The organism is Micromonospora sp. DT228 (assembly GCF_049841595.1).
GTDB lineage: Bacteria > Actinomycetota > Actinomycetes > Mycobacteriales > Micromonosporaceae > Micromonospora.
The window spans coordinates 1-15,532 of sequence record NZ_JBNCKO010000005.1 but is presented as its reverse complement, the minus strand read 5'-3'; the positions used below and the strand labels follow the sequence as shown (position 1 = coordinate 15,532).

15 protein-coding genes and 1 rRNA gene are annotated in these 15,532 nt (G+C 71.3%); 6 read left to right on the top strand and 10 right to left on the bottom strand.

The window, feature by feature from the left end; all coding sequences use genetic code 11:
• Positions 1-110 precede the first annotated feature (110 nt).
• A complete protein-coding gene (locus ACLQ29_RS11830) occupies positions 111-767 on the top strand; it encodes a response regulator transcription factor (protein WP_425771667.1) in 657 nt (218 codons plus the stop codon).
• Positions 764-1,930, top strand: coding sequence for a sensor histidine kinase (locus ACLQ29_RS11825; protein ID WP_425771666.1), 1,167 nt, complete (start codon positions 764-766; stop codon positions 1,928-1,930). Before ACLQ29_RS11830 ends, ACLQ29_RS11825 begins: the two co-directional genes overlap by 4 nt.
• 15 nt (positions 1,931-1,945) lie before the next feature.
• Here the strand turns inward: ACLQ29_RS11825 and ACLQ29_RS11820 are convergent, their stop codons facing one another.
• The 4 genes from ACLQ29_RS11820 to ACLQ29_RS11805 form a co-directional block, all read right to left on the bottom strand.
• Positions 1,946-2,392 carry a nucleoside deaminase gene (locus tag ACLQ29_RS11820; protein WP_425772028.1) on the bottom strand — a complete coding sequence of 149 codons (447 nt, stop codon included), beginning with the start codon at positions 2,390-2,392 and terminating at the stop codon, positions 1,946-1,948.
• A 145-nt stretch (positions 2,393-2,537) separates the two neighbouring features.
• Positions 2,538-3,065, bottom strand: coding sequence for a tRNA adenosine deaminase-associated protein (locus ACLQ29_RS11815; protein ID WP_425771665.1), 528 nt, complete (start codon positions 3,063-3,065; stop codon positions 2,538-2,540).
• 117 nt (positions 3,066-3,182) lie between these two features.
• Positions 3,183-3,350 carry a hypothetical protein gene (locus ACLQ29_RS11810; RefSeq protein ID WP_393369162.1) on the bottom strand — a complete coding sequence of 56 codons (168 nt, stop codon included), beginning with the start codon at positions 3,348-3,350 and terminating at the stop codon, positions 3,183-3,185.
• A gap of 94 nt (positions 3,351-3,444) precedes the next feature.
• Entirely contained in the window at positions 3,445-3,831 is a 387-nt protein-coding gene (locus ACLQ29_RS11805) for a hypothetical protein (RefSeq protein ID WP_425772027.1), read from the bottom strand.
• A 70-nt stretch (positions 3,832-3,901) separates the two neighbouring features.
• Here ACLQ29_RS11805 and ACLQ29_RS11800 point away from each other — a divergent pair, with 70 nt between their 5' ends.
• On the top strand, positions 3,902-4,666 hold the full coding sequence (locus ACLQ29_RS11800; protein ID WP_425771664.1) for a M23 family metallopeptidase: 765 nt from the start codon (positions 3,902-3,904) through the stop codon (positions 4,664-4,666).
• A 29-nt stretch (positions 4,667-4,695) separates the two neighbouring features.
• On the top strand, positions 4,696-5,766 hold the full coding sequence (locus ACLQ29_RS11795) for a PHP domain-containing protein (protein ID WP_425771663.1): 1,071 nt from the start codon (positions 4,696-4,698) through the stop codon (positions 5,764-5,766).
• 195 nt (positions 5,767-5,961) lie between these two features.
• Here ACLQ29_RS11795 and ACLQ29_RS11790 read toward each other — a convergent pair whose 3' ends face one another.
• Positions 5,962-6,966, bottom strand: coding sequence for a DMT family transporter (locus ACLQ29_RS11790; protein WP_425771662.1), 1,005 nt, complete (start codon positions 6,964-6,966; stop codon positions 5,962-5,964).
• Positions 6,967-7,097: 131 nt separating this feature from the next.
• Between ACLQ29_RS11790 and ACLQ29_RS11785 the strand changes: the two genes are divergently transcribed.
• Positions 7,098-8,768 (top strand): DUF885 domain-containing protein, encoded by a 1,671-nt coding sequence (locus tag ACLQ29_RS11785; RefSeq protein WP_425759505.1) that lies wholly within the window; start codon positions 7,098-7,100, stop codon positions 8,766-8,768.
• Between the two features lie 119 nt (positions 8,769-8,887).
• Here the strand turns inward: ACLQ29_RS11785 and ACLQ29_RS11780 are convergent, their stop codons facing one another.
• The 3 genes from ACLQ29_RS11780 to nudC all read right to left on the bottom strand — a co-directional run bounded on the left by ACLQ29_RS11780 (position 8,888) and on the right by nudC (position 12,297).
• The gene (locus tag ACLQ29_RS11780) at positions 8,888-10,345 is read right to left on the bottom strand and encodes a DUF6114 domain-containing protein (RefSeq protein ID WP_425771661.1); all 1,458 of its coding nucleotides are present in this window, start codon (positions 10,343-10,345) and stop codon (positions 8,888-8,890) included.
• Between the two features lie 77 nt (positions 10,346-10,422).
• Positions 10,423-11,046, bottom strand: a complete 624-nt coding sequence (locus tag ACLQ29_RS11775; RefSeq protein WP_425771660.1) for a DUF6230 family protein — start codon at positions 11,044-11,046, stop codon at positions 10,423-10,425.
• A gap of 333 nt (positions 11,047-11,379) precedes the next feature.
• Positions 11,380-12,297, bottom strand: coding sequence for an NAD(+) diphosphatase (gene nudC / locus ACLQ29_RS11770; RefSeq protein ID WP_425771659.1), 918 nt, complete (start codon positions 12,295-12,297; stop codon positions 11,380-11,382).
• A gap of 169 nt (positions 12,298-12,466) precedes the next feature.
• Between nudC and ACLQ29_RS11765 the strand changes: the two genes are divergently transcribed.
• Positions 12,467-14,281 (top strand): VanW family protein, encoded by a 1,815-nt coding sequence (locus tag ACLQ29_RS11765; RefSeq protein WP_425771658.1) that lies wholly within the window; start codon positions 12,467-12,469, stop codon positions 14,279-14,281.
• Here the strand turns inward: ACLQ29_RS11765 and ACLQ29_RS11760 are convergent.
• Both ACLQ29_RS11760 and rrf read right to left on the bottom strand, forming a co-directional pair.
• Positions 14,254-14,874, bottom strand: coding sequence for a hypothetical protein (locus tag ACLQ29_RS11760; RefSeq protein ID WP_425771657.1), 621 nt, complete (start codon positions 14,872-14,874; stop codon positions 14,254-14,256). The genes ACLQ29_RS11765 and ACLQ29_RS11760 overlap by 28 nt on opposite strands.
• 587 nt (positions 14,875-15,461) lie before the next feature.
• Positions 15,462-15,532, bottom strand: a 5S ribosomal RNA gene (gene rrf / locus ACLQ29_RS11755); the annotation flags it as partial.

The following is a 15,532-nucleotide window of genomic DNA, read 5'->3' as shown; positions in this document are numbered from 1 at the left end:
TCCGACGCGACTCGTCGGACGTCGGCACCCAGTGCACGGCAGCGGGCGTATCCCCGGCGTTACCGTCGGCGGTTATGCCGCCGTTACCGCACCCCGAGGACCATGGAGGGGTGAGAGTGCTGGTTGTCGAGGACGAGACCGTGCTGGCGGACGCCATCGCGGAGTGGCTGCGTCGGGAGTCGTTCGCGGTCGACGTGGTGTACGACGGTGACGCCGCGCTGGAGCGGCTCGGCGTCAACGACTACGCCGTGGTGGTCCTGGACCGGGACCTGCCGGTGGTGCACGGCGACGACGTGTGCCGGGCGATCGTGGACGCGGGCGGGGAGACCCGGGTCCTGATGCTGACCGCGGCGGCAGCGGTCCGGGAGCGGGTGGCGGGGTTGGCGCTCGGCGCCGACGACTATCTGACCAAGCCGTTCGCCCTGGTCGAGCTGTCCGCGCGGGTGCACGCGCTGACCCGGCGAGCCCGCCCGGCGGCCCCGCCGACGCTGCGCCGCGCCGGTATCCAGCTCGACCCGGCCCGGCACGAGGTACGCCGGGACGACCGGCACGTGGCGCTGTCCCGCAAGGAGTTCGCGGTGCTCGTCGAGTTGCTGCGCGCCGACGGCGCGGTGGTCTCCGCCGAGGATCTGCTGGAACGTGCCTGGGACGAGAACATCGACCCGTTCACGAATGTCGTCCGGGTCACCGTGATGAAGCTGCGCCGCAAGCTCGGCGACCCGCCGGTGATCGAGACGGTGCCCGGAGCGGGGTACCAGATCCGATGAAGCGCCTGACCATCCGCGCCCGACTCACCCTGATCTACGGCGGCCTCTTCCTGCTGGCCGGCGTGGTCCTGCTGGCCGTCACGTACGTGCTCGTGGATCAGCGGATGCCGCAGCCGTTCGGGGTGAAACTGAGCGACCTGCCGAAGACCACCACCACGACGCCCAGCGGGCAGGACATCGACCGTGTGCGCGCCCTGTTGCAGGAGGTGCAGGACGAGGCGAAGCGCAACGCGTTGGAGTCGCTGCTCACCCAGGGCGGCATCGCGTTGATCGTGGTGTCGGCGGTGGCGATCGCCTTCGGCTGGTTGCTCGCCGGCCGGGCGTTGCAGCCACTGCATCAGATCACCGGGACGGCCCGGCGGATCGCCGGCGCGGACACCGCCGGCCGGGGCCTGCACGAGCGGATCGCGCTCACCGGCCCGCCCGACGAGGTACGCGAACTCGCCGACACGTTCGACGAGATGCTGGAACGGTTGGACCGCTCCTTCGACGGGCAGCGCCGGTTCGTGGCGAACGCCTCGCACGAGCTGCGTACCCCGCTGGCGCTCAACCGTGCCCTGGTGGAGCTGGCGGTCAGCCGGCCGGAGGCGTCGGCGGAGACGCGCCGGTTGGGTGAGTCGTTGCTGGCGATCAACGAGCGGCACGAGCGGCTCATCGACGGCCTGCTGACCCTGGCCGACTCGGAGAACGAGCTGACCGAGCGTACGCCTGTCGACCTGGCCGAGGTCTGCGCGCACGTCATCGATCAGGTGGGGAGGCAGGCGCCGGACGTCCCGGTGCGCCGGTCGCTGGCACCGGCCCCGGTCAGCGGTGACCCGGTGCTCGTGGAACGGCTCACCGTCAACCTGGTGGAGAACGCGGTGCGGCACAACCTGCCCACCGACGGTTGGGTCGAGGTGCGTACCGCCCTGATCGACGGCCAGGCCACCCTGACGGTGACGAACACCGGTCCCGCGATCGCCGGCTACGACATCGAGACGATGTTCCAGCCGTTTCGCCGGCTGTCGCGGGAGCGGGTCGCCGGTACGCGGGGCTTCGGGTTGGGGTTGTCCATCGTCCGCGCGGTGGCCCGCGCACACGGTGGCACAGCCGACGCGCAACCTCGCCCGGCGGGCGGTCTGATCGTCACGGTCACGCTGCCCGTGGCCGGACCGCCGGAGTGATCGGGCGGGGAGTCCTCAGCGGAAGAAGGCGCGTAGGACGGCGGCGGTCTCGACCTCCAGGACGCCGCCGTAGACCTCGGGTCGATGGTTGAGCCGGCGGTCGCGGAGCACGTCCCAGAGCGAACCGGCCGCGCCGGTCTTGGGCTCCCACGCGCCGAAGACGACTGTGGAGACCCGGGCCAGCACCAACGCCCCCGCGCACATGGTGCACGGTTCCAGGGTGACCACCAGGGTGCAGCCGTCCAGCCGCCACTGGCCGGCCCGCTCGGCGCCCCGGCGCAGGGCCAGCACCTCGGCGTGCGCGGTGGGGTCGCCGGTCAGCTCCCGCTCGTTGCGCCCGATGGCCAGCTCGGTCCCGTCCGGTGCGTAGAGCACCGCGCCCACCGGCACGTCGTCGACATCCGTGGCACCTGTGGCAGCGTCGGCGACGCCGGTGACGGCGACCTCCAGGGCACGACGCATCCACAGCTCGTGTCGCTGCCGACGGCCGACCTCACCCGGGTCGGCCAGGCCCTCGTGCGCGCCCGGTCCGGCACGCACCACCGCACCGGGAGTCGGCTGCCCCGGCCGGATCGTTTCCAGTGCCGGGTCCGTGGCGTCGGCCGGCTCAGACCTCACGCAGCTCCTCGACCTCGTCGACACAGCCGAGCACCTGGCAGATCTCGGCGGTGACATCCGCCGGCAGCATCCCCTCGTGCGTGCACAGGGTCAGCAGCTTCTGCGCGGAGATGCCCAGGTTGGCCAGCAGATCGGCCTCACCCACCGGATCGGCCTCCGGATCGACGGCGGGCTGCTCGCTCTCCTCGTCACCGGTGGTCACCGGGCGTGGCTCCTCGTCGCCGTCGAGCCCGGTCACCGACGTCTTCAGGTCGCCGACCAGCAGCGCGCCCAGCGGGGACTCCTCGGCGTACGCGGAATCCGAACCGAACACCCGCAGGTCCTCGCCCTCGTCGAGACGCAGGATCACCAGGTACGCGTCATCGGCCTCGACGAAGAGCAGCGACACGTCGGCCTCCTGGTCGACGTCACGAAGCCGCTCGGCGACCTCGTCGATGTCGGTGGCGCCACGCAGGCTGACCTCGGCGGCGGTCCAGCCACTGTCGTCGCGCACCACGGCCGCAGCGAAGTACGACACGGTCCCCCCAATAGCCCTCGACACAGCGTCGACTCGTTACGCGTGCACGTTAGCCGGTCGGGTCGGCAGGCGACTCGTCAACGCCCCGAAGGGCCGGTCATTCGTGACAAAGTCGGATCAGCCGGTTACTCGACGGCGGGTAGCGATGAGCTGGCGCAGATGCTCGGTGCGCTGCCGCTGGGGTCGGCTGCGCTGACGGACCGCGCGGGCGCCCGCCAACTCGGCAAGCAACTGCAGGCGGCGTCGACTGCGATCGGGGTCCTGTCGCGGGGTGGTCCAGGCCATGGTCCCGAGCGTGCCGAGTCTCGGCGGCTACGTCAAGACGGCGTTCGCTACGCAGCCAACCGGGCACACGCCGCAGTCGTCGACAACCGTTCGATCACCACAGCGGCCAGTCACCACTGGTGGCCCAGCGGACCGCCACCACGGCGGCGGCGATGCTCCAGCCACCCGCCGTGACGATGGCCACCCCGGTGGCGACCCCGCGGTCGCCGAAGCGGACCAGCACCAACGCGGTCAGCCACGCCAGCAGGCCCGCCAGCACCGTCCACCACGCGTAGCTCGTGACATCGGTGCCGAGCAGGCCGAACAGCAGCAGCCAGGTGGCCGCCGCACCACCGCCGGCCGCGACGCCGCCACCGGTGACCGGGTGCGGTTCGCGGTAGGTGGGGCGGGACGGGGGCCCGGCGGGGAAGAGCCCCGACGGGATACGCGCCACCTGCGGTGCGGCGACACCGGGGTCCGGGCCAGGATCGGGTCGGGCGATGGTCACCGTCGCTGCCCTCCCTCACGTGCGCCGCTCGTGCTCACGGTACCGGTTCTGCCAGGATGACCGGATGCCCTCGCCGACGATCAGCCGCCGCGCGCGTTCGGCGTACCCGATCCTGCTGCTTCTCGCCCCGGTGCTGGCCGCCGGCTGCGCGACCACCCGGCCGGGGGTGCCGTCGGACGGCGCCCCGCAGACGCCGTCGGCGGTGTGGGAGACCGGCGACCAGCAGGCGTCGCCGTCGGCCGCGCCGTCGGCGACCGTCCCGGCCCGCCCGAAGCCGTCGCCGGCCAGCCCGTCGGCGACGGCACCGCGCGCCGGGGTGCGGCATGTCTTTCCGGTACGCGCCGGCAACGTGGACTACCACCCGACCCACGGCGCGTACCCCGCCACGGATCTCTTCGCCGACTGCGGCGAACCGTTCGTCGCGGTGACCGACGGGACGGTGCTCGAGGTCAGCCGCGTCGACAGGTACACCAAGGGTGGACCGCAGGGCCCGGACAACGGCGGCCTGTCGGTCTCCCTGCTCGGCGACGACGGGGTGCGCTACTACGGCTCGCACCTGAGCGTCGTGTCCAGCGGCGTCGACGCCGGAGTGCGGGTCCGCGCCGGGCAGCAGCTCGGCAAGGTGGGGCGCACCGGCAACGCCAACAACGTCTGCCACGTGCACTTCGGCATCTCGCCACCGTGTAAAGGCAAGGACGGCTGGTGGATCCGACGCGGCGTGCTCTGGCCGGCGCGGTACCTGGATTCCTGGCGCGGTGGCGGCAATCGGGACCCCGCCGCCGAGGTCGTCGCGTGGCAGCGCAAAAACGGCTGCCCGAAGGCTCCCTGACCGGTTCCGCAGCGACTAGGTTCGGTGGGATGAAGGCCCGGGACCCCATCGCCGACCTGCGCCGCATCGCGTTCCTGCTGGAGCGGGCCAACGAGGCGACCTACCGGGTACGGGCGTTCCGGTCGGCGGCGACGGCGTTGGCGGGCCTGCCGGCGACCGAGGTGGCCGCGCGGGCCGGCAACGGCACGCTCACCGAGTTGGCAGGTGTCGGCGACGTGACGGCCCGCTGCGTGGCGGAGTCGCTGGCCGGGGAGGAGCCGGTCTACCTGCGCCGGCTGGTGGCGACCGAGGGCAGCGACCTGGATGCCGAGGCCACGGCGCTGCGCGCCGCCCTGAAGGGCGACTGCCACACCCATTCGGACTGGTCCGACGGCGGCTCGCCGATCGAGGAGATGGCGCTGGCCGCGGTCGAGTTGGGCCACGAATATCTGGTGCTGACCGACCACTCGCCGCGGCTGACGGTGGCCCGGGGGCTGACCGCCGAGCGCCTGCGTCGGCAACTCGACCACGTGGCGCAGGTCAACGCGGCACTGCCGGAGGGGTTCCGGATCCTCACCGGTATCGAGGTGGACATCCTCGCCGACGGCTCCCTCGACCAGGACGACGAGCTGCTGGCGCGGCTGGACGTGGTGGTCGGCTCGGTGCACAGCGGCCTCAGGGACGAGCGGTCGAAGATGACCCGGCGCATGCTGGCCGCGGTCGCCAACCCGCACCTGGACATCCTCGGTCACGTCACCGGCCGGATGGTGTCGTCCCGCCCGGCCGGGGTGACCGGTCCGGGCGACCGGGGGCACCGCGCCCGGACCAGGGCGGAGAGTGACTTCGACGCGGATGCCGTCTTCGCCGCCTGCGCCGAGCACGACACCGCCGTCGAGATCAACTCGCGGCCGGAGCGGCAGGATCCGCCGAAGCGCCTGATCCGTCGTGCGCTGGAGGCTGGCTGCCGGTTCGCCATCAACACCGACGCGCACGCGCCCGGCCAACTCGACTGGCAGCGGTTCGGCTGCGAGCGGGCCGCCCTCTGCGGCGTCCCCGTCGACTCGGTGGTCAACACCTGGCCGGCGGACCAGTTGGTCGCCTGGACGCGCGAAAAGTCCTGACCGGCGTCGCTCCCGACCACTCAGCGCTGATCGAGCCGGCGCCGCGGGCCGTTCGCCCTTGATCGACCGACGATCCGGCCGCTCAGCCTTGATCAACTCGATTTCAAGGAATTCGGTCTGTCCTGCTGCCCTGGACACCCCGACTTCAATGAAGCCGAGTCGATCACGGACCGGACCAGGCCGGGCCGGCGCCCCTCAGTGGTGGGCGGGCTCGGCGACGGGAGCGGCGGGAGCGGGAGCGGCGGGGGCGGCGGGGGCGGCGACGCCGACCGCCGGGCGGGCCTTCCGGCGCCCGAACACACCCTGCGCTACCGCGACCCCCAGCAGCACGATGAGCGCGCCGACCGGCTGGTGCCAGTTGAGCCGCTCGTCGAGCGCGACGGCACCGATCAGCACCGCGAAGATCGGGATCAGGTACGTGACTGTGGACGCGGTGCTCGCGCCGGCCACCCGGATGTTTCGCATGTTGATGACGAAGGCGAGCCCCGTGCCGAGCGCGCCGAGGGTCAGCACGCTGGCGACCACCCCCGCCGACAACTCGGTGGGCAGCGGCGGCAGGCCGGCGACGAACGGGGTGACGACTGCCAGTTGCGCGGCGGCGAGCAGCAGTTGGGCGGCGGAGAGCGACAGGCCGGAGTGCGTGCTACCGGCGATGAACCGCTTCTGGTACGGGATGGCGACGCCGTAGCAGGCGGCCGCGCCGAAGCACATCAACTGCCCGGTGAAGTGCGCTCCGCCGATGCCCTCCCAGACCCCCAGCACCACAAGCACCCCGAGGAAGCCCAGCCCGAGCCCGATCGCGCGCCGCACGGTCAGTCGCTCGGTGCGGAAGACCAGCACCGCCAGCGGCAGCACGATCAGGGGCGTGGTGGCGTTCCAGATGCCGGCGAGCATCGACTCGACCCGCTGCTCGCCGTAGCCGAACAGCGTGAACGGCACGGCCACGCCGAACGCGGCGACGACGGTCAGGTGCGCCCAGATCCGGGGCTCGCGGGGCAGCCGGTCGCGCAGCACGGCGAGGACGACGAGCAGGGTCAACGCGCCGGCTACGACCCGGTAGAGGGTGAGCTGGACCGGGTGCAGCTCGGCCACCCCGACCTTGATGAACAGGAAGCTGGAACCCCAGATCGCGGCGAGGGCGACGAAGCCTGGCAACCAGGCGCGAACCGGCGCCTTGTCAGGAGTGGTATCGGCAGTCACCCCTGACACTCTGCCGGAACCCACCGACAAAGTCGCGCGGCTTTCGGACCTTGCGCCGCTCGTCACGTCAGTGGCCTGAACACGACAAACGTCGTCGACACGGAGGCGGGGCGGTCACGTAGGGTCGCAGCGTGGGACGAATCGATGAAATCGCCAACCGTTACGTGGCCGAGTGGGCGCCGTTGAGCCCCACCGGCGCGACCTTCGTCGGCATTGCCGGCCATGAAGACCAGCTCGACGACCTCTCACCGGAGGGTTACCAGGCGCGCGCCGACCTCACCCGCCGGACGCTCGCCGAGCTTGAGGTGACCGAGCCGCAGACCGAGTCCGAGCGGATCGCCAAGGAGTCCATGCAGGAACGCCTCGGCCTGGACCTTGCCCGGTACGACGCTGGCGAGACGACGAGCGGCATCAGCGTGATCGAGAGCGGGCTGCACGAGATCCGCATGGTGTTCGACCTGATGCCGACCGCGACCAGCGACGAGCAGGCGAACATCGCGGCCCGCCTCAACGGCTTCGCCGGCGCGCTGGAGAACTACAAGGTCACCCTCCGGGAGGCCCTCGCCGCCGGTCAGGTCAGCTCGAAGGTGCAGCTGGTCGAGGTGGCCAAGCAGTGCGACATCTGGGTCGACCCGACCCAGGACAACTTCTTCCACGGGCTGGTCGAGCGGCTGGGCGCGGAGGGCTCGCTCGGCGCGGAGCTGCGGCGGGGCGCGGCGGCGGCGACCGCGGCGACCGCCGAGTTCGGCCAGTTCCTGCGTACCGAGTTGGCCCCGCACGGGCGGGACAAGCAGGCCGCCGGCCGGGAGCGCTACGAGCTCGCCTCGCAGTACTTCCTCGGTGCCAAGATCGATCTGGACGAGACGTACGCCTGGGGCTTCGCGGAGTTGGCCCGCCTGGAGGCGGAGATGCGCGTCGTCGCGGGGCGCATCGCCGGCTCCGGTGCCACCGTCGACGAGGCCGTGGCCAGGTTGGACGCCGACCCGGCCCGGACCATCCAGGGCAAGGAGGCGTTCCGGGACTGGATGCAGGCCCTCGCCGACAAGGCGATCGCCGAGCTGCACGGCACCCACTTCGACATCCCGGAGCAGGTACGCCGCATCGAGTGCTGCCTCGCCCCGACCAGCGACGGCGCCATCTACTACACCGGCCCCAGTGAGGATTTCTCCCGTCCGGGCCGGATGTGGTGGGCGGTGCCGCAGAGCATCACCGACTTCTCCACCTGGCGGGAGGTGACAACCGTCTTCCACGAGGGTGTGCCCGGTCATCACCTCCAGGTGGCGCAGACCGCTGTCCGGGCCGACCTGCTCAACCGCTGGCAGCGACTGCTGTGCTGGGTCTCCGGGCACGGCGAGGGCTGGGCGCTCTACTCGGAGCGGCTGATGGACGAGCTGGGCTACCTGGATGATCCGGGCGACAAACTGGGCATGCTCGACGGCCAGGCGATGCGTGCCGCACGGGTGATCGTCGACATCGGGATGCACCTGGAGCTGGAGATCCCCAAGGACAATCCGTTCGGCTTCCACCCGGGCGAGCGGTGGACGCCCGAGCTGGGCTGGGAGTTCATGCGGGCGCACTGCCGGGTGCCGGACGAGAATCTGCGCTTCGAGCTGAACCGCTACCTCGGCTGGCCGGGGCAGGCGCCGTCGTACAAGGTGGGTGAGCGGATCTGGCTCCAGGCCCGCGAGGACGCCAAGGCCCGCAAGGGCGCGGATTTCAACCTGCGGGAGTTCCACCGGCAGGCGCTGGACCTGGGCAGCCTGGGCCTCGACCCGCTGCGTCAGGCGCTGGCTCGGCTCTGAGCCACCGACGGCCCTGAGCCACCGACGGCCCTGAGTCAGCGACCGCTCTGAGTCAGCGACGGTTTCGAGCGCCGGCGGTACGACAACCGCCGGCGCTCCCGACCGTACGGCGGTGCGGTTCAGCCGAGAGTCAGCGCCAACGCCGGTCGGGCGGTCAGCGTGTCACTCGTGACGTACGCCAGGTCGATGGCCGGGTCGGTGAACGTGATCGGGATGGGCGAGGTGATCGGCACACCGTCGGGAAGTGGCAGATCCGGCGTCAGGGTGATCTTGATGCCGAGTAGCCGGCCGACGAACCTGGTGGCATAGAAGGCCACGTTTCCGCTGACGGTCAGCCGGTCCGTCGCGTACCGCTGGTTGCGGCCGGCGGGGCCGTCGGCGCTGAGCAGGAAGTCGTCGGTCACCGCCTCGCGCATGCTGAACTTCAGCACCTTGAGGTCACCAGTCACGGTACGCAGATCGGTGACGCCTTCGAACCGCAGCCCGGTCATCCGGACCGATGATCCGGTGAGCTTGGACGGCGTCTGTGCCACCGTCGGCAGGGTGGGATCGGCGGCGATGCGCGGCAGCGGCTTGCCCGGCCCGGCGGGGGTCGGCGTACCCGGCCGCGCCGGGGTTGGTGCGCCCGGCCCGCCGGGGGTCGCCGTGCCCGGCCCACCCGGGGCCGACGGCGGGCAGTTGCCGTCCGTCGGCGTGCCGGTCGGTCCCGCGGTGGGCGTGCCGGCCGGGCTCGCCGACGGCGTCGGGGTCTCCGCACGGCGTCCGCCACTGAGCAGATCGCCGACTCCGTCCAGGATGTCGGTGACCACGTTGCCGTCCGGGTCCGGGCTCGCGGCCGGCGTGGCCGGGCTGTGGCTGGGCGACGGGCTGGCATCCCGGGACGGGGTGGGGCAGGCGGTCGGGGCGAGCCGGCTCGGGGCGGCCCGCACCACTCGGGGTTGGATGGCAAGCACACCGGCGGCCAGGCCGAGGACCAGCAGAACGATGCCGAACGCTCGGCGCGGATCGGCGGCTCGCCCCGGCCGCGCGGGCGGCTCGCCGTCGTCGGCCGCCGGGGCCGCCGTCGGGGAGGCGGCCCCGTCGACGCCAGTCCGCTCGACGAACGACCCCTCAACACCAGCCAACTCGACCCCCGACCGCTCACCGCCAGCCGGCTCGACGCCAGCAGGATCACCGCCTGCCTGCGGCGTGGTCGGCGTCCAGGCGAAGGCGAGCGCACTGCCGACGATGCCGAGCAGCAGACCGACGAAGAAGCCGCCGAGGTTGAGCCCGATCAGCGAGTAGACCGCGGTGACCGCCGCGACGATCGAGTAGAACAGGCGCTGCGCCGGGGTGAACCACAGCAGCAGACCGCAGGTGACCAGGATGACCGGGATCAGCAGCGAGAGTAGGCCGCTCGCCCCACTGTGGAAGCTGAGGCCGTTGAGGGTCATCCGGGTGGACGCAAACATCTCCAGCCCGGCCAGGGCGGTGAGCAGGCCGCCGGCGAACGGCCGACTGCGCCGCCAGCGGCGGAAGAGCCGCCACGCCTGAGCCGGACCACCGGGCCGGGCGTGGGACGGGTTCGCGGTTGTCACGTACTCCTCCTGGCCACGCGGGGGAAGGGACACGGGCCGGACCCGCGGCGGTGGCGCGCCGCGGGCCTCGGCTCACCTCAGAAGCACTCCTTGCCCTTGGCGTCCTCGCCCACGTTCACCTTCAGCCGAAGCCCGACCAGGTTGAACGTGGCCGCCGTGGTGTAGCGGGACACCTGCTGCAGGTTGGTGATGGTCACGTGGTCGGAGTTCTGGCCGAACGAGCCGGCCTGCGCCGTCGGGTTCAGGTCGGTGGCGTCCCGACCGATCTTGATGTTGGTGAAGGTCGCGTTGCCGTTCAGCGAGTCCATGGCGATCAGCAGGTCCTTGGCCCGTGCGGGCTCCTTGCCCTCACCGGCGTTGATGGTGAGCACCACCGGCAGGCCCGGTAGATCCGCGCGGACGGACTGGCAGAGGCTGTACAGCTCGGCGCTGCTGATCTCGGAGAGCGCGATCGGGTGGACCTGACCGGCCTTTCCGTCCTTGCCCTTTTCCCGGACGATGCCGCCGTACTGCTTGAAGCCGTCGCCCTCAAGGCGATCGGCACCGATCTTGAAGGTCTGACCGGAGACCGTGATGTCGGACGCGATCGCGCCTGTCGACATTCCGAACAGGATGGCGCCCGCGGCGGCGGTGGCGGGCACCGCCATGGCGGCGAACCGCCGCCACCGGGTACGACCCTGATTGTTCAACCGATCCTGCACGGGTTCCTCCTCGAGGTGGGTGCGCGCGGCTCGCCGGTGACGGTCTGGCGGCCCTGCGCGGGCCCGACATCTGTTACCGACGGGTAACGATCGGGGTTGATGGTGCACCCGTTGGGGCGTAGGTCACAACCCCCGGCTTACTCGGCAGTAACAGGAGCTCGGGCCAGCGCCAGCGCGGGGTCACGATGGGTCGCGGCAACCACCGGCAAAAGGTGGCAAAAACGACGGAGGTCGGCGCGATACGCCAGAACTACTGCGGAGCGTGACGACATATAGTCGGATTACAATAATGTAACGACTGTAAAGCGGGCGGTTTCCCGCGCAGCCCACCGGTCAGGACGCGGCCAGCCAGTCCTCGAGAAGGCGGTGGTCGATCGCGTCGACGCGCCCGAGCGTACGGCCGGAAGCCACCCGATCCCGCAACTCCTCCCGGGTGAACCAGCGCGCCTCCAGCAACTCCTCACCGTCGACGCGTACCTCGTCGGACGTGGCGGTGGCCCGGAAGCCCACCATGAGGCCGGCGGGGAACGGCCAGGCCTGCGACCCCTGGTAGGTCACGTCGGTGACGGTCACGCCCGCCTCCTCGGCCATCTCCCGACGGACCGCGTCCTCCAGGCTCTCGCCGATCTCCACGAAGCCGGCAAGCGTCGAGAACGCGTCCTCGGCCGCACCGGCGTGCCGGGCCAACAGGCACCGATCCGGCGTGCCGGGTGCCTCGACCAGCACGATGATCGCCGGTTCGATCCGGGGGAAGAGGAGACGCCCGCACTCACCGCCGGTGCAGGTGCGCATGTGCCCGCCACCGTCCGCGACGGCCGGCGCCCCGCACGTCCCGCAGTACCGCTGCTGCCGATGCCAGTGCAGCAGACCCCGGGCGTACGCCTGGACGGCCGCCTCACCCGGTTCGAGTCGCCCGACCAGGGCCCGCACGTCGACCGAACGTGCCGCACCGGCCATCTCGACGGCGGCCCGTTCGGGGAGTGCGGACAGGTCCACGGCGAACACGGCGACGTCACCGTCGAGCCCCAGGAAGACCGTCTCACCCGCGGCGGACCGGACGAGCGACGCCCGCTCCGCGGTGAGCCGGACCGGCCCGTCCGCGTCGACGAGACAGCGGTCCCGCCACAACGCCAACACCATGGTGCTCGACTCGGCGAGCAGCGCGCTCAACCGGGCCGGATCGGTACGCAGGAGACCCGCCCGGTCCAACCAATCGCCGCCGTACGCCAACACCCGCTCCGCAGTGTCCACCCGGTCACCGTGCCACGCCTCCGGTCCGCCGCCGGCACCGCCCCCGTGCTCCGGCGACACGCGAGCGACACGCGGTAGCAGCACCGGATGGGCAGAGCCGGGCATTCGTTACCGTAGGTGCCTCCGGGAGGGCGTAATCTCCCGCGGCACCCTGGCGATCGAGGTTGCAGTGACGCTGTACGGCGAAAAGAGTCCCCCCGCCGACGACCGGCCCACCGTGCAGGTCACCGCGGTCACCTGGCCGGACGACGGACCGGTGACGACTCCCGCCCCAGGCGAGCCGGAGGGCGCCCCGAGCCGACCCCGCCGCGTACGGATGCTGCTCGCCGCAGGCGTCAGCGGTGGCGTCCTCGCCGCGGTGGCGGGTGCCGGCGCCTGGGCGTACGCCGGTGACGTTCCCCGCGGCACGAGCGTGCTCGGCACCGAGCTGGGCGGCCGGAGCCGCGCGGACGCCGACCGCGAGTTGCGGGCAGAGCTGGGCCGGCGGGCGGCGGCTCTCGCCGGCCCGTTGAAGATCACTGTCGACGGACGGACCGCCGAGATCGACCCGGCCGAGGTGGGGTTGGCCGTCGACGTGCCGGCGACAGTCGCGGCAGCGGCTGCGGCCGACGCGCACCCGGTCAGCCGTCTGGTCGGCTCCCGCACGGTCGACCCGGTGGTCACCGTCGACGTGGACCGGTTGGACGACGCGCTCCGTAAGGTGCTCGGCGACCAGGCCCAGGGAATGACGATGCCGGCGATCACCTACCAGGGCACCACGCCGAAGGTCGTACAGCCCAAGCCGGGGTTGACCCTGCAACCGCAGCGCTCGGCCGAGGTGGTGCGCGCGGGCTGGCTGGCCGGCACCCCGGTCACCGTGCCACTCGTGGAGAGCCACCCGGCGACCACCCCGGAGGAGCTGGACCGGCTGGTCAGCGAGCTGGCCAAGCCGGCGGTCGCCGCACCGGTCACCCTGCGCACCGACAAGGGGTCGGTGCAGGTCCCGCCAGCCGCCATCGCGAAGAGCCTGCGGTTCACCGCCGACAAGGCCGGCAAGCTGACCCCGTCGGTGGACGTCAAGCGACTGCGATCGGCGCTGGGCGACAGCCTGGCCGCCGTCGAGGTGCCGCCGAAGGACGCCACGATGACCATCGCCGGTGGCCGACCCACCACCAAGGACGGGCGACCCGGGCAACAACTGGACACCACGGCCCTGGGTCAGAGCCTGCTGGCGGTCCTCCCGAAGGCGGACGGCCGCGAGGTGACCGGCGAGCTGAAGCCGACGCCACCGGAGCTGACCGCGGAGAAGCTGGCCGGGCTGGGCATCAAGGAGCGGGTGTCCACCTTCACCACCCGTTTCACCGGCGGCATGGCCTCGTCGCGCAGCCAGAACATCGCGACAATCGCGAAGGAGGTGGACGGCACTCTCGTCCTGCCCGGCAAGACGTTCTCGTTGAACGGTCACACCGGCGAGCGCGGCTACGCACAGGGCTACCGGGACGCGCCGGTCATCCTCGGCGGCAAGCTCGTGCCGGGCGTCGGCGGCGGCACCTCACAGTTCACGACCACGCTGTTCAACGCGACCTACTACGCCGGACTCGAGGACGTCGAGCACAAGCCCCACTCGTACTGGTTCGACCGCTACCCGGCGGTCATCGAGTCGACGATCTTCTGGCCGGACCTGGACTTCAAATTCCGCAACAACACCGAGTACGGCGTCCTCATCGACACGTCGTACACGTCCAGCACGATCACCGTGTCGATCTGGAGCACCAAGATCTACGACAGCGTGAAGACGGAGTACGGGCCGCGGCGCAACATCACCACACCGAAGCTGATCCACCTGGAGCCCGGCCCCTCGTGCATCGCGACAAACGGCATCAACGGCTTCACCCAGGACGCCTTCCGGGTCATCAAGAAGAGCGGCGCGGTGGTCAAGCGGGAGAAGTTCACCTGGCGCTACGACGCCGAGCCCCGCTACGTCTGCGGGCCGAAGCCCTCCTGAGCCTCGACCGTCCGCCGCACGACTCGAACACTCAGGACCGCCGTGACCACGACAAGCACCGTCCCGGCGGTCCAGAGCGGATAGGCCGCCGTTCGGGTGTCCAACGACGTCTCGTGGAACCTGCCGTCACCCGCGGTTGCCCAGCGGTACAGCCAGCTGAGCAGGTAGAGGACGGTGGTGCCGAGAACGGCCACGAACCACGACCACATCGTCCCGGCCGGTGGCCACCGCACCGCATCTCCCAACCACTCCGCCGTGCGCCGCGCGTAGTACCGCCAGGTGACGAGGGCAGCCGCCGCGACGAGTGCGGTGAGTATCCACAGCCAGTCCGCCGCGGCCGGCACGAATCCGTACGGGAACGGTTCGCTCAGGATCATGTACGCGTAGAAGGCAGGCGCCACGTCGACGTTGCCATGGGTGGCGATCTCGATGCGGGACTCGTAGTGCCCCACCATGAGGATGGTGCGGACCACATCGACGACCGCCCACACGGTCAGCGCGACCGCTGCCAGCCGCGCCGTGCCCTGCAGCCCACGCCGGGGCTGATTCGACGTACGCGACGCAACGTCCGGCTCGCCGGCAGGCGGCCTCATGAGCGCTCCCACGTCCCGAAGGTCACCACGGAAGTATCGACCTGACCCGGTGCCAGCGCGACCCCGTCCAGACCTGACCCGGTGCCGGCGCGAGCCAGCCCAGACCTGACCCGGTGCCGGCGCGAGCCAGCCCAGACCTGGCGCCTTGCCCGGGTCGTGCGGCGCGGGCCGGATCGTCCGGGTCTGCACAGCGCGGGTCGAACGCAGCGGGTCTTTTGGTCGACTCGGGTTCTTGGATATCGGGGTGTCTGGCGCCTGCGGATACCGCCGGTTCGGTGACCCCGAGTCGATCAACCGATACGTGCGGCCACGCAACACGCAACCGATACGAGCTCCGTGTCGATTACGAGCCCCGCGTCGCCGATCCGCAGACCGTGCAACATCCTGGTTGTAGGGGTCTCCGCTCGGCGGTGAGGCCACTACAACCAGGATCGAGCGTGACCTTGCCGGTCCTGGGCGTCTTGGACACGCCGTTCCCGGCCCACCGTCATCGGGGTAGCCCCGGGGTCAGGAATCCGGGTCGATCAACCAGAAGAGGGGAACGCAGATAGGGCCACCCCGTTGGGGGTGGCCCTATCTGAAAGATTGTCCGGCGGCGTCCTACTCTCCCACACCCTCACGAGTGCAGTACCATCGGCGCTGGAGGGCTTAGCTTCCG

Bases quoted from the DNA above. Each gene is read 5' to 3' on its own strand.
- ACLQ29_RS11795 (WP_425771663.1), top strand. From the start codon at position 4,696: ATGAAGGCCCGGGACCCCATCGCCGACCTGCGCCGCATCGCGTTCCTG.
- ACLQ29_RS11825 (WP_425771666.1), top strand. From the start codon at position 764: ATGAAGCGCCTGACCATCCGCGCCCGACTCACCCTGATCTACGGCGGC.
- ACLQ29_RS11820 (WP_425772028.1), bottom strand. From the start codon at position 2,392: ATGCGTCGTGCCCTGGAGGTCGCCGTCACCGGCGTCGCCGACGCTGCC.
- ACLQ29_RS11810 (WP_393369162.1), bottom strand. From the start codon at position 3,350: ATGGCCTGGACCACCCCGCGACAGGACCCCGATCGCAGTCGACGCCGC.
- ACLQ29_RS11760 (WP_425771657.1), bottom strand. From the start codon at position 14,874: ATGAGGCCGCCTGCCGGCGAGCCGGACGTTGCGTCGCGTACGTCGAAT.
- ACLQ29_RS11800 (WP_425771664.1), top strand. From the start codon at position 3,902: ATGCCCTCGCCGACGATCAGCCGCCGCGCGCGTTCGGCGTACCCGATC.